This is a genomic window from Botrimarina mediterranea, from assembly GCF_007753265.1.
In the GTDB taxonomy this organism is placed as follows: Bacteria; Planctomycetota; Planctomycetia; order Pirellulales; family Lacipirellulaceae; genus Botrimarina; species Botrimarina mediterranea.
On the sequence record NZ_CP036349.1, the window covers coordinates 3,804,013 to 3,818,097 of the forward strand.

General features: G+C 63.3%; 8 protein-coding genes. All 8 read right to left on the reverse strand.

All coding sequences use genetic code 11. From position 1 onward, the window contains the following. Positions 1 to 263: 263 nt before the first annotated feature. The 8 genes from Spa11_RS14580 to Spa11_RS14615 all read right to left on the reverse strand — a co-directional run bounded on the left by Spa11_RS14580 (position 264) and on the right by Spa11_RS14615 (position 14,033). On the reverse strand, positions 264 to 1,163 hold the full coding sequence (locus Spa11_RS14580; RefSeq protein WP_231932945.1) for a glycoside hydrolase family 16 protein: 900 nt from the start codon (positions 1,161 to 1,163) through the stop codon (positions 264 to 266). A gap of 114 nt (positions 1,164 to 1,277) precedes the next feature. Then, positions 1,278 to 2,735, reverse strand: a complete 1,458-nt coding sequence (locus Spa11_RS14585) for a sulfatase (protein WP_231932947.1) — start codon at positions 2,733 to 2,735, stop codon at positions 1,278 to 1,280. Between the two features lie 49 nt (positions 2,736 to 2,784). Then, on the reverse strand, positions 2,785 to 4,347 hold the full coding sequence (locus Spa11_RS14590) for a sulfatase family protein (RefSeq protein ID WP_231932949.1): 1,563 nt from the start codon (positions 4,345 to 4,347) through the stop codon (positions 2,785 to 2,787). Between the two features lie 69 nt (positions 4,348 to 4,416). Further along, on the reverse strand, positions 4,417 to 5,253 hold the full coding sequence (locus Spa11_RS14595) for a glycoside hydrolase family protein (RefSeq protein ID WP_145113506.1): 837 nt from the start codon (positions 5,251 to 5,253) through the stop codon (positions 4,417 to 4,419). 3 nt (positions 5,254 to 5,256) lie between these two features. Then, positions 5,257 to 7,968 (reverse strand): glycosyl hydrolase, encoded by a 2,712-nt coding sequence (locus Spa11_RS14600; RefSeq protein WP_145113508.1) that lies wholly within the window; start codon positions 7,966 to 7,968, stop codon positions 5,257 to 5,259. Between the two features lie 43 nt (positions 7,969 to 8,011). Beyond that, positions 8,012 to 11,464, reverse strand: a complete 3,453-nt coding sequence (locus Spa11_RS14605) for a sulfatase-like hydrolase/transferase (RefSeq protein ID WP_197529415.1) — start codon at positions 11,462 to 11,464, stop codon at positions 8,012 to 8,014. 121 nt (positions 11,465 to 11,585) lie between these two features. Next, positions 11,586 to 13,253 carry a LamG-like jellyroll fold domain-containing protein gene (locus Spa11_RS14610; RefSeq protein WP_145117021.1) on the reverse strand — a complete coding sequence of 556 codons (1,668 nt, stop codon included), beginning with the start codon at positions 13,251 to 13,253 and terminating at the stop codon, positions 11,586 to 11,588. 96 nt (positions 13,254 to 13,349) lie between these two features. Beyond that, entirely contained in the window at positions 13,350 to 14,033 is a 684-nt protein-coding gene (locus Spa11_RS14615; RefSeq protein WP_145113512.1) for a hypothetical protein, read from the reverse strand. Between the last annotated feature and the right edge of the window lie 52 nt (positions 14,034 to 14,085).

The window sequence follows — 14,085 nt, forward strand, 5'->3', positions numbered from 1 at the left end:
CGGGTCACACTGCGTAGTTCCGTACTCCGGGCATCCCGAGGCCGTTTCACTGTTCCGCCGATCTCGTCGGCTCGAAGACAGCCTTCGGCGTATCGGTCCTACGGAGATTAGAGACGGCTCGGAACCGCAGAGGCCTGACTCACCTCAGCGACTTCGACGTGTAGGGACGACAATCAACTGAACAGGGGAATACAATTTCATCACCAAAACGCCTCTTCCGAAGCCGGTCTAGACGATTATTCGTGTCTGGCCAACCATTCGCTTTATCGATCAGCACTTTCGCCACTGGCGCTGACTTGATACACGCGAACGTAATCAATCTCGTAGCGAGCGGGTGAGCTCGCATCGGTTGGATCTCCACCGTTGATTCCACCCACCGCGAGATTCACCAGCAGGTAGTGCGGCTTGCGGAACGGGTTCGCGCGATTGTGACCGCTGCCGTCGGCTGCGGCGACATCGATCGAATTGATCAACCGTTCGTCAACGTAGAGATCGATCCGCTCGCTGGTCCAGTCCATACGCCAGACGTGGAACTGATCGACCCAGTCGGCGTCGCCCAGCTGATCGATCGGCGCCTGGACGGCATCCCATTTGGGCTTCCAGCCGTCGCCCTTCCACGCCGCGTTGGCGAGGATCATGCCGCGGTAATACTCCATGACGTCGATCTCGCCACAGCGGGGCCAGCTACCGTTGCCGAGCGTCCAGAACGCCGGCCACATGCCCGGCGCGGTCGGGATCTTGGCGCGCATCACAAACCGGCCGTAAAGCCACTGGCGCATGCCTTGAGTTTTGAGCGATGACGAGGTGTACTCGGCAAACTCGCGTTGGGTGTCCCACGCTCGGCTCCCCTCGCGGTAGTTAGGATTCTCGACGCGCTCTCGGACGGCCTGGATGACAAGTTTCCCCTCATCAACCGACGCGTTCTGGGGCTGGTACCACTGCAACTCTCGATTGCGGACGAAGCCGTGTTCGCAGCTCCAACTGGCCGGATTGGGCGCGCCGTCGACGTCGAACTCGTCGGCCCAGACAAGCTCGTAGCCCCCTTGCTCGAGGGCGGGCGGCGGAGCGGACTCGGCGGGCCAATCGGCGACCGCGACATGTGCCGACATCGCGCAGCACGCGACGCAGATAACGGGGCCGAGTTGAGGGAACTTGATCATCATGGAACCGCTGCAAAGATGCCGGCGGGCGTCGGCGCCGTACGAAGGCCTTGTAGGTCACGCTAAGTGTAGCCGTACATCAGCCTAGTGGGTGACGCTCACCAATGCGGCAAATGTTCAGCCCCCGGGGCGCCAAGGCTTATTGCCACCCTTCGGCTCCAAGAAGCGAGCGTCTACCTCAAGTCGCCACGCTTCGAGCTGCTCGAGCATTTGGGCGACGCGCTCGGGTTGTTCCTCCACTAGGTCCTGTTGCTCGGCGATGTCCGACTCCAGATCGTAAAGGTGAACGCGACCATCTTCGTGCCGCTGGATCAACTTCCAGCGCCCGTCCCGCATAGCGCTGCCTGGGAAGCCGCCCTGATTGCTGTAGTGGGGGTAGTGCCAGTACATCGGTCCCCGCTCGATCCGCTCGTCTTTCAAGAGTGGCGCCATGCTGACGCCGTCGAGGTGCTGATCCGGGCGTGGGGCCAGCCCCAGCAAGGCGAGCGATGTTGGATAGAGGTCCGTCGCCGTGGTCGGAGCATCGCAGACACTCCCGGGCTTGCTCGTCGCGGCGGGCGAGCGAACGATCAACGGGACGCGGACGCCCCCTTCGTAGAGCCAACCCTTGCCGCCGGCGAGCGGCAGATTGCTGGTGTTGAGTCCTTCGGCCGTGGAGAGACCGCCGTTGTCGGACGTAAAGACAACGTTCGTGTCGTCATCGAGACCCAACGCGGCGAGCTTATCGAGCACCGTGCCCACCGCGATGTCCATCGACTCGACCATCGCGGCGTACTCGGGCTGGCTCTGCTCGACGCGGACATGTCGCGCCGCCTTGACGGGCCACACCTGCTCGCAGGTCTTGAAACTTCCCTTTGGATCGAGACCAAGCTTGGCGGCCTTACTACGGTACTTCTCGATCAGCTCCTCGGGCGCCTGACGCGGATTGTGAACCTCATAGAACCAGAGGCACGCGAAGAACGGCCCCTCCTGATGGGCTTCGATGAAGTCACAGGTCGCGCGGGCGAGACGCCTGGGAAGATGCTCGCCTGCCGGACCTTCGGCGAGACACGGGTTCTTGTACGGAGCAAAGTAACCGCCCGGCGGCGATCCAGCGCCGTGCCCGCCGCGATTGACTTCGAAGCCATGGTGCTCGGGCCAGTCCTCTTCCGCATGCCCCAAGTGCCACTTGCCTGCGAAGAACGTCCGATAGCCCGCTTCCTTCAGAGCTTCGGCGATAGTGAACTCGTTGGCTGGCAAGCGGCTCTCGTAAGGGGCATGGCTAAAGCGGCCCGTTCGATCCCCTGTAAACCAGTCCGTTACGTAGGCGCGCGCGGGGTAACGTCCCGTCAACAGGCTGTAGCGACTGGGCGAGCAGACCGGGCACGTGGCGTAGGCATTGGTGAACCGTACGCCGGAGGCCGCCAAGCGATCGATGCTGGGCGTTTCGTAGAACGTCTCCGGGTTGTTGGCGCCGACGTCGGCCCACCCCAGGTCATCGACGACAATCATCACCAGATTCGGCGCCGCGTGCGTCGAATGCAGGGTGAACGCAAAGAGCGTCCCTACAATTGCCATCGAAAGTGCGTATCGCACGGTGCTAAGCCGAATCGCCGAAGAGAGACGCCATCGATTGAGATGAAACCTATTCACCGGTAGCGTCTCCTCCAGACGAGGTAAGCTGTGGATCGGACGCGCGCACCGAGGCGAGCAGGCTCTTGAGTTCCGCCACCTTGGCCGGGTGCGATCTCGCGACGTTACGCCTCTCGCCGGCGTCGTCGGCGAGGTTGTACAACTGGTCCTGGCGATGGTTGGCGGTCTCGGCGGATTTGCCCCCCAGAACAGCGGGGCCGGGCGACGGCTCGATGTACTTCCAGTCGCCTTGCCGAATCGCCAGGGCGCTGGCCATCCCCGAGTGCTCGACAACGAACTCACGGCCTTGAGTCGATTCGCCCGTCAGCGTCGCGCTGAGGTCGAGGCTGTCGGACGCCGCCCCTTTCGGGATGTTTGTTCCGGCGATCGTGGCGAGCGAGGCGAGCACATCGACCTGGCTAATCAGGGCGTCCGAGGCGCCGGGCTTGATGCGTGCGGGCCAGTGGACAATCCAGGGGACGCGTGTGCCCCCTTCGAAGCGGCTGTACTTGCCGCCGCGATAGGGACCGGCGGGGCGGTGCTCGCCGAGGAGTTCAACCGCTTGATCCTGATACCCATCGTCTAGCACCGGGCCGTTATCGCTGCTGATGAGGATCAGCGTGTTGTCGAGTTGGCCGTTGGCTCTGAGCTCTTCGACAATCTGCCCGACGCACCAATCGAACTCGGCGATGGCGTCGCCACGCGGCCCGTGCGGGGTCGATCCGACGAATCGTGGGTGTGGCGCCCGCGGCACATGTGCTTGGTGCGCGGAGTAGAAGAGGAAGAACGGCCGCTCGTGGTTCTGCTTCAAGAACTTCCGCGCCTCGCCAACAAACGTGTCGGCCATCTCTTCATCGGTCCAGCGGCAAGCGTTGCCGCCCACCATGAAGCCAATCCTGCCGATGCCGTTGACGACGGAGTCGTTGTGTTCGTGCGACCAATCGACGCGTAGCCTGTCACGGTCCGTGACGCCGGTGGCCTGTCCGTCGGGGTTCGTATCGAAGACATCAACGGGGTCCGTCGGGTCGAGGCCGACGATCCGATGATCGCGGACATACACGCACGGCACGCGGTCGTTGGTGGTTGGCATGATGAAGCACTCATCGAAGCCGACTTCGAGGGGTCCCGGTTTGATCTCGCCCGACCAATCGGGCTTCGGCGGAACGCCCAGGCCGAGGTGCCACTTGCCGATCATCGCCGTGCGATAACCGGCGTCGCGGAGCACCGAGGCGATCGTCGGGACGCCTGGCTGGATCAGCGCGGCGCCGTTGGGCGGCGCGATGCCCCGCCCCGGCTTTCGCCACGAGTAGTCACCCGTGAGGATGCTGAACCGGCTGGGCGTGCACGTCGCCGAGGTAGCGTATCCCGAGGTGAACCGCAAGCCGTTCGCAGCGAGTTCATCGATGCGTGGCGTGGAGATCGTTTTAGCGCCGTAGCAGCCGAAGTCGCCGTAGCCAATGTCGTCGGCGTAGATGACGACGACATTGGGCCGCTGCGCCGCCATCTGATTGACGCCGCCCCCAAACCATATGAGAAGCGCCAGAGCAATACCGGCGGCTTTGCAGTGCAGATTCACAGAGACCTCGACTTTACAAGCGGATTGAGCACGCAGCGGCCCTAGCGACGAGCGACTGAGAGAGATGCCTTAGGCGTTGCGGTAAATCTCCCCCAGCGGCGTCAGTTGATTCGACGCGTCAAATAGGGCCGAAGTGCCCAGCGGCCCACTGTCCTGCGCGGCGCTAAACCAGGCGTACCGCTCGACGTACGGCTGCGCGTCGAGGGCCGGCAGCGCTTCCCGCATGAATCCAGCGACGCGGTCGGGCTTGTGCCGATTGACAGCGACCGTCTTCGCCTGCCAATCGCCGACCGCGAACTCCGTGATCCAGAGCGGCCGGCCGAACTCCTTGTACAAGTTGTCCAGCCGACGAACGAGCCCCTCGGCGTTCGGCCCGCCGTAGGAATGCACCGCAACGGCGTCGACACGGAGGTTCTTCGCTTCGACTTGGTCCATGAACGCGTGCATCCAATCGCGGTCGGGATGGACACAGCCCGGGCTGACGAGCGGGACCTCGAGTTCCATGAGCCGCGGCCAGAGTTCCACGACCCGCTCGACCGTCATGTTCGCTTGCTTTTCTTGATCGGGCTCGTTGAACCCGAGCAGATGGCTCACCTCGCCCGCGGCGATGCGCTCCTTCTGTGACGCCAGGAAAGCTTCGAGCTTCTCGTCGGACATGTTGCCCCAGATCATTGGGACGTAGGCCACCTGTTCGGAGAGCTCCGCGGGCCGCCGGTGACCCCAGTTGTACATCCACCCCGGACTCAAGGCGTCGATGCGCTCACGCCAGTCGTCGTTCTTTCTCGTGGTGAAGCAGCAGCCGCGCTTCTTCGACGGACCGACTTCCGGCTTAGCGGCTGCAGCGCGAGTTGCGACTGCCAATGCCGCGCCGCCCACAAGGGCGCCAAAATGACGACGAGTAATCATCTCTTAAAAGCTCCGTGAAAAAGTCTGTCGGCTGCGACGCCGGACAGACAGTTGGTAGTTGACGAGCAGAAGTGAAAGAGCCACGAGGTTGGTTGGTTCGGGAACCGCCGTAGCGCTCATTGAGATCGACTCGCCATAACGGCTGCTCCAGACAGCAAGGTCGGCGGCCGTGACGATTCCATCGCCATCTCCGTCCGCGCCGGTGAACGCTGTAACGGCGCTACCCAGCGCGTCGCGCCAGACCGTGTAGTCGGCCGCGTCGATGGCGCCATCGCCGTTGTAGTCGCCCGCGAGGGTGACGCTGACCACGCCTTCGCTCAGAAGGCGTCCCGTGTTCCACATCAGACCGCTGTCGAGTTGCGGCAGGGTCATTGCTGCGAATTCGCCCTGAACCGCAGCGAAGTCGAGGACATCAAACGAGCTGCCGGCTTGAATGCCGGGCTCGCCGTCATACGCCACGGTGAGCGTCGCGTCGTCAAGCGAGAGTGATCCGGCTATCGATACTTTATCGGCAACGCCGTGGTCGCCGAGATCGACGCGTAATTCGCTGCCATTCTCCAAACGAAGGTCGCCCTCTACCTGGAGCAAGCTAGCGACCTTGGCCAACGGCGACGTGATCGCCGCGAAGTTCTGCTCGACCTCTAGAGCGCTGAGTGATTTGTTCTGGTAGTACCGAGCAATCGCAAGGTCGCCGTGGAAGGGCGAGCCGACGGTTGAAGTGACTCCCGTCACCGAACTAGCGCCGGCGCCGAGCCCGGAGAGATTTCCACCCGACCAGTCAACCACACTCTGATTGGCTAGCGAGCCGACGGGTTGCCCATTGAGGTACAGCGTGACGGTGTCGCCGCCGGCGTCGAGATCAATGACGCCCACCGCTTGATGCCAACCCGGTGCCAGCGTGGCGCGGAGGTCGATGTCACCGCCGGTCCCATCGACGTTGAAGAGGAGTTCGTCGCCATTGAGCACTATCCCGACGCCCGACGCCGCCCCGCCCACTTCGAGCAGCACCTGATCGGCGCCCGCAGCTGTGTCGTTGACACGGAATACCACCTCGAACGTGGCGTCTTGGCGACTGCGTGGCCCGTCCGTCTCGAAGTACTGATTGAGACCCTGAGCGCCGCCGGTGGACCCGATCGAATACGCCGCCGTGATCGCGGGGAACGCCGAGTTCGAGACGGCGATCGGACTCACGGCTTTAGCAAAAGTGAAGGAGTTGCTTGACCCGATCGCGTCGGACCAAGCGTTATCGCCGGGCGTGTCGAGGCTCGCGACGTAGTTCAGCTTCAGCCCTGTAGCGACTGGTAGGACCTGCGGAGCCCCGTTCTCGAGCCCAGCGCCGCCGACATCGAGGACCGAGGCGTTGAGCGTCAGGTTCGAGGTGAATCCGGCCGTGACCCCGGAGGTTGTCAGCGTTGATCCCGCAGCGAGCCGCAGAGACCCCGCGACCGTGCCGGCTACGCTTAGGTCGTGATCCGAAAACGTGTGGGTTCCCCGCCCGTCTTGCAAGGACAGACCGAGCGTGGCGCCGGCGTTGACAATCGTGGCGCCCTGCGCCGCCGAGACGGGGCTCTCCAGCAGCCGCAGCGTCCCCGCTTCGACCCGCAGCATTCCCTCCAGCAGCACCGGCCCGTAGAGGTCGATTGCCGCATCGCCCGTCTTGCGTAGCGTCGCCCCGGCGCGAACGTTGACAAAGCTCGAACGGAGGTTCAGCGTCGACCAATCGCTGTCAGCGGCAATCGTGCTCACTCCTTGAAGGGCGTCGATCGCCCGGACCGCGTCGGTTAAGGCTGGTCCCGAGTTCTGCAGCATTCCGCCGCGTAAATAAACGACATCCGTGCTGGGATCGGCCCCGGCAAGATCGCGCGACTCGCCCGCCATCAGCGTGCCGGCGTAGGCGTCTCCCACAACGGTCGGGGTGATCGGCGTGCCGCTGAACGCCGCTGCGTCACTGAAGAAACTGTAATAGGCGTAACGCTCGACGTAGCTCCGGCTCTCAAGAGCAGGGATAACGATGTCGAGGAACTCCGCGTTGGCGTTGAGGATCTGTTCGTCGGTGTAGTTGCCCGCCCAATCATGGATCGTGAACTCGGTGATCCAGACCGGGAGGCCATAACGGTTGTGGTAGTGATCCACGCGGCTGAGGAAATTGTTCGCGGCGCTGACGGCGTTGGGCGTGCTGGCGCCGTACCAATGGAAGGCCACCGCATCGACGCGGAGATCATCCAGTGGGTCGGCGTTGCTCTTGGAGGCGTCGACCTCTTGGAAGAACGCGTCGAGCCATGCCTGGCCTGCTGCGTCGTCCGAGACGCCGGGGCTGATCAACCGCTTGTCGGGGAGATTCGACTGCACCTGAGGCCACAACGCGAGCGCCTCCGTCACCGTAACGTCCGACTGATCAACCCGTTCGGGTTCGTTGAGCACGAGCACCGAATCAACATTGGGAATACTGTTGATAGCGTCGAGCTTGTTCTGCAGGTTGGCGGGGTACTTGATCAGCGGGACAAACTCGGCCAGCGCGCCGTTGGCCGAGGCGGGAATATCGTGCCACCAGCGGTAATACCAACTGGCGTTCGAGGCGTTAATGTCGTCGGCGCTACCGCCCGCCCAGCCGAGCTTCGGCGACCCGGCGACGACTGAGTACGGCGTGAGCGCCATACTCAGCAGCACGAGTAGCGTTAGATGAATCCCGTCTCTCATCGCGATCTGATCACACACGTTTAGTTGGTCTGGATGGCAAGAGGCGCCCGTTGGTTGCGTCTCAGCGCCCGTCGCCCTTTAGCCAGTTGAGCAACAGCCCGCCGACGATCGTCAGCGAGGCTCCGGTGGGTTCGGGCGTGGCGTTCGAATCGGCTCCGCTTGCGAATGCTTGCCCGTAGTTCGCGCTCCAGACGGCGTAGTCGAGTTGATTGACCATGCCGTCGCCGTTGCCATCGGCCCTCGTACCGGCCGGCACGGCTTGTCCGTCCATGTCGCGCCATGTGGTGTAATCCGCGGCGTCCACGGCGCCGTCGCCGTTGTAGTCCCCCGACAGGGTGACCAGCAGCGTTGCCGATGAGCCGTCGTACTTGACCTGCCACATCAGGCCGCTCGTCAGCGCCGGGAGCTGTTCGCTCTGGAAGACTCCCGACAGCGTCGCTCCGTTGATGATCGCATACACGTCGCCCGCGGACGGGGCGAAGCCGCTCGCCGCCGACACCACCAGCACACCGTCTAACTCGACCTTGCCGGCCGCGCTGACTCGGTCGTGGGTCTCGGGATTGAGGAGGTCGAGTTCGATCGTGGCGGCCGACTCGAGCGAGAGGTCACCGACGATCGCCAACGTGACGGCGTCGGCGCCGCTGGGCTGCTGATGGCCTTGGAGCAGCCACTGGTAGTTCTGATCGACTTCGTCGAGACGAAACGCAACGTCTGTGTAGTAGCGAGCGATTGCGATGTCGCCATGGAACGGATTGCCAACGGCGGAGGCGACCCCGGTCGACGAACTAGCGCCGGCCCCGACCCCCAGGGGATTGCCGCCGGCCCAATCGTCGATCGTCTGATTGGCAAGGCTACCGACGAGCGCGCCGTTGAGATAGAGCGAGATCGTGTCGCCACCGTTCTCCAGGTCGACCACGCCGATGGCTTGATTCCAGCCTGGAGTTAGCGTTGCGGTGAGGTCGGCGTCTGCCGCGTCGCCATCGACGTTGAACGTTAAGGCGTTGTTGTTCAGCACCAGCGCGACGCCCCGCGTGGCGCCGCCCGCCTCGAAGAGAACCTGATCGGGGCCGGCTGCGGCGTCGGTGACGTGGAAGACCAACTCAAAGGTCGCGTCGAGACGGCTGCGCGGTCCGGTGTTCTCGAAGTAGTTCGTGAGGCCGGCAGCTCCACCGCTCAGCGGGATGCTGTAGGCGGCTGACAGTGCGGGGAACGTCGGCGTGCTGACCGGGCTCGTCGATGTCGGTTGATTGAAGGTGATGTTATCGGCAGTTCCAGCGCTGTCGAACCAGATGGCGTCCCCGCTAGTGTCATTGGCGGCGTTGTAGTCGAGTTCCAGCCCCGCCTGCACGAATCGCAGCGGTGGGTCGCCGCCCCCTGTCGAAGGCGATATCCCCTCCTCACCGACGCGGATCGACGCGCCTGCCCGAACCAGCACGTCGCCGCGAACGGCGCCGTCGGTAAAGGCGACCTTGCCCTGCTGCAAATCGAGGACGCCGGTGATAGCGACTTCGCCGCCAAACGTCGCCTCCGCGCTGCCCTGCTTGATTAGGTTGCGTCCGGGGCGGAACTCCCGGATGTCGCCGCCAAACACAAACCGTTGATTGCCGTCGCCGGTAATGGCGAGGTCGTCGTAGAGTTCGATCTCGTGGTCGATCTGGAAGGTGAAGCGATTGGGGTTGGCGTCCGTCGCCTCGAGCCGAATCTCTGGCGTAACGCTATCGAGGCTAGTGACCATGAGCAGGCCCTTGCCGTTGATCGTAGCGGTGTGCTCGGCGCCGAGCGGAGCCTCACTACTGGCGAGGGTCAAACGATTGGCCATGTAGGCAAAACCGCCGACCGAGTTGAGGTCGTTGGTGACCGTGTAATCGCCGCTAGATTTCGCGCGGAAGGTCAAGCGGTTGTTGGCGTAACCGTCCGTAAACGTCGCGGTGTTCCCGCCCGCGGGGTTGTCCGCGTTCTGCCACACGCCGGCGGATGAAAAGTTTGCCGATGCAAAATCGGCCTCGCGAAAGAGAAAGCTATCGAACTGATTGGTCGATGGCGCTTGGTTGTCGTAGCGGGGCTTGTCCATCTGGACGTGGTAGCTCGCCAACAGCTGGTGCAGCTCGGCGACGAGCGTGGCGTTCGTCGCCGACGAGACGACGTTGTTTGACTCGCCCGGGTTGACGGCCAAGTTGTAGAGCTGGTAGCCCGTGTTGGGCTGGTACATGTACTTCCAGTCCCCCTTACGAACGGCAGACTGCTGGTTGCTGAAGCGGGGCAGGAAGAGGTTGTCGTGGGCGACGCCCGGCGACTGTCCATTGAGGTAGGGCAGCAAGTTCTTGCCGTCGATGACCTCAGCATCGTCGAATGCCCCGCCGCCAGCGCCCACGAAGGCGGTCGGGAGCAGATCGATCGCATGCACGAGGTCTTGCGAAGATGTCCCGCGAACCGACGCTTGAACGCCGGCACCGGCGACGATCATCGGCACACGGATACCGCCGTCGAATTGGCTCCCCTTGCCATTGCGGAGGGCGCCGTTGCTGCTGAAGTTGGGATCGACATCGCAACAGTCGCCGCCGTTGTCGTTGATGAACATCAGCAGGGTGTTTTCGGCGACGCTGTCGGAGGTGTCGCCGTCGCCGTTGGGGTCCTCGATCGCATCGAGCAGCTTGCCGATGTTCCGGTCCATGGCGTGCTGCATGGCGGCGTAGGTACGGCGCGACCCGGTGAAGCCCGCGATGCCCAAAGAGTCGATGTACTGCAGGTCGGCGGGAGTCGCCTGCATTGGCGTGTGGGGAGCTGTAAACGACGTATACAAGAAGAACGGGTCCGTCGTACTGGCAGCGTTCGCCCGCACATAGTCCACGGAGAGGTCGCCGAGAACATCGGTGATGTACTGGCCGGAGTAGTCGCCCTCAATGAGGGCGCTCTGCGCCACTCCGCCGGCGCCGTCCGACACCGTACGACGCAGCGCCCGCGCGTCCGCTTCTGCCCCGACGGAATATGACCGCGAGCCTTCCCAGAGGCCTTCGAAGAGCTCGACGCCTTGGTTCTCCGGTCGGTTGCCGAGAATACTGCCGGCGTTGGCGTGCTGGCCGATGTGCCATTTGCCGATCGCCGCCGTCGAGTAACCGACGCTCTGCATGCGTTCCCAGATGGTCACCTCCGAAGTGGGCAACCCCTGGTCCGTCGGAGAAGATCCGATGGCGCTCGTATCGCTGATGATATTGTTGCCATAACCGAAGCGATTGCCGTAACGACCCGTGGTGATCATCGCGCGGGAGACCGAGCACACGCTGCCCGCGTAGGCATTCGTGAAGCTAACGCCACGCGACGCGAGTCGATCGAGGTTCGGCGTCGGGATGACGCCCCTGGCCCCGGGGTTCGCGGCGGGGTCGGCGTCACGAATGAAACCGAAATCGGCCCAGCCTGCGTCATCTGTGATGATCAGAACGACGTTCGGACGTTCCACCGACAGAGCAGTCTCTGCCGCGAGGATCGTGAGGACGGCGATAGCGACGGTGCGAATCAAGTGGATAGTCTCAAAGGTTGTAGAAGCCTCGCCGCGCCCGCCATCAAGACGAATCTTGACGGTTGCAGTCCTGTAAAGCCCCACAGGTGGACGCGGCGAAGCGTAGGCAGTAGTCCGGGTCCTAACGGCGAGCGCGGTGAACCATCAGCGCTAGCGAGAGGCCCGCAAGCATCACGGTCGAGGGCTCGGGCACGGCCAGCGATGACGACGAAGTGATGGCCGCGTAGCGCGCCGCCACGTCGCCAGCGGTTAGCGCGGTTGGCGTGAACTCGAAGATCGCGATGTGACCCTTCAGATCGAAGTCAGCGCTGGCGTCGCCCGGATCGGTCAAGGGACCGCCCGAGGCGAACACGCCGCCGATTAACCCGAGGCCGGCCTGGTTACCGCCAGCCCAGTCGTTCACGTCCGTAGGGCTCAGCTCGGTCGTGGCGGCGAGCACGCCGTTGACGTAGAGATCAACGTAGTCGTCCGCCGAGGGGAGTGTCGCTTCGTAGGTGTTGTGGATGACGGCCACGACCTGCGTCCAGCCGTCGTCGGTCAGCGTCGTCGATACCAGCTGATCGTTGCCTGCGAAAGCCGACTTCACGTACAGCGAGAGGGTGTCATCTTGCAGCGAAAGGTAAGACCCTGCGCCAGTCCCGCCGACCTCGTAGAGGACCTGATCGCCGTTGGACAACCCGTCCGGCTTGAACCAGAGCTCGAAGGAGCCGCTCTGACGACTCACTTGCTGACCGTTCAAAACCGACTCGAAGACGTTCGCCGTGCCGATGGCGCCGCCACGGAACGCCGCTGTGATGCCGGGGACCGAAGGATCGTTGACGGAAGTCATCGCGGGCGAGCTGTAGTTGGCGGCCCAGTGCGTGTAATCGCCAGCGTTCACCGGCCCGGACACGCCGGGCGCCCGACTACCCGAGGCGAGCAGGGTTTCGTCGCCGTCCAGATTGTCACGCCAGACCGTGTAGTCCGCGGCGTTGGTGAAGCCGTCGCCGTTGTAGTCGCCCGGTTGCGGGTTACGGAACGCGAAACGCTCTTGCGACGGGGCGAGCGTCTCCCAGGTCCGATTGCCGGGAATCTGAACCGCGGAGTCGATCCGGTGAGCAACCGCGGGCGGCGGTAGGGCGACTGGCGATCCCGAGAACGAGGCGGCGAAGTTCGGGTTCGCTCCGCCGACCGCGACGCCATCGGCAAGTCCAACACGCACACCGCGCCGCGTCGGCGCTGCGGTGTTGATCTTCACCCGCATCGTGTTGGTGCTCTGCATGTGGAGCGCGAAGCCGCTGCTCTGCGCCGTGAAGTCGATCGGCGTATCAAACTTCACGAAGTACTCGTCATTCTGGTTGCCGGTGTAAGGCTGGAGCGTAGCGGTCACCGTGCCGAGAATCGGCTCTCCGGTCATCGTACTGAAGCTGTAGCCGTCAAAGAGGTTCGGGTTGGCGCCGCCCGAGAGCTCGAAGAACGTGAACGTCCAATCGCCTGGCTGCGAGTTGTTCGTACCCGCCGCATCGTTGGCCACGATCGGAATCGCGAGGCCCGAGATGGAAACCGCATCGCCCGCGGTCCAGATGTTGTTGTACTGGGCGACCCACGTCGCGAAACCCGGGGCCGTTTGGTCGGCAAAATCGCCTCCTCCCGTAGCGGCTTCGTCAAGGATGAAGTCGCCGCCAAGCTGCTCGGGCAGATTCATGCCCCGTTCAAAACCTTTGACAAGGTCCAGAGCACTGGCGGTCGCGGCGGTGAGCAGTGCAGCCGAAAACATGCCGGCCGCCCGGCCCAGGTTCCTAAATCTCATGATTGGAATTTCCAGGGAGAGGAGGTGTAGTCGCTTAGCGAGAGAAGAGGGTTCGCCGCGCCACCCCGCGCGGCGAACCAACTAGTCGAATAGCCGTTAGCGTCGGCGCGTGAACGCCGTGATCGAGCCGAGGACGCCTATAATGAGCATCCCTGAGGGCTCGGGCACTGCGGCGAAGGTTCCAGAGACACTGAACTTGGCGTTCAATAGAGGCTGAGCGCCGCTCCCAGTCGTCTTGAAGCGAATGCTGCCGTTGGCAGGAAGGATTGAGACCAGAAAGTTTTCATTGAGACCGTCGATCATTGCGGTCGGAACGGTCTCGAAATTGACGTAATACCGACCAGCGCCCTCGAAGCCCTGCGCGTTGCCTAGTCCGTCGTTAAAGACAACCGGCTCCGTCGTGCCAATCACCACGTCATCCATTCCGCCGACGGCGCCATCGAGACCGAGATAGGTAAACGTAAAGGTCAGCTCGGCAGCGGCAGGCGCTGTGAGGTTGTTGCCTGTCGCGAACGCAAATCCCTGGACCGAGACCGAACCCGCGACGCCTGGAGCGCCGGCCGTCCCATTGAGGTCAAGCGTTCGGATTGTGCTCTGCACGCCGGTAGCATTGTTGGTGTCTCCGCCTCCCGTCGTAGCCGCGTCGAGGAAGAGATCGCCGACGAGGACGTCGGAAATGGGAGTCGTATCGCCGACAGGCAAATGGGTGATCAACGCAGCGTGCGACCAACTGCAGGGGATCAGCGTCGCGCAGGCGATGAATGTCAGCAGGTTTCTCATGTTGTCATCTCGTGGGGGGCGGAAGGAAAAGATTGCTGGATTAGCGTTCCTC

What these genes read in the sequence shown, in the direction of transcription:
- Spa11_RS14580 (WP_231932945.1), bottom strand. Translation starts at nt 1,163, where the DNA reads ATGATGATCAAGTTCCCTCAACTCGGCCCCGTTATCTGCGTCGCGTGC.
- Spa11_RS14595 (WP_145113506.1), bottom strand. Translation starts at nt 5,253, where the DNA reads ATGATTACTCGTCGTCATTTTGGCGCCCTTGTGGGCGGCGCGGCATTG.
- Spa11_RS14610 (WP_145117021.1), bottom strand. Translation starts at nt 13,253, where the DNA reads ATGAGATTTAGGAACCTGGGCCGGGCGGCCGGCATGTTTTCGGCTGCA.
- Spa11_RS14615 (WP_145113512.1), bottom strand. Translation starts at nt 14,033, where the DNA reads ATGAGAAACCTGCTGACATTCATCGCCTGCGCGACGCTGATCCCCTGC.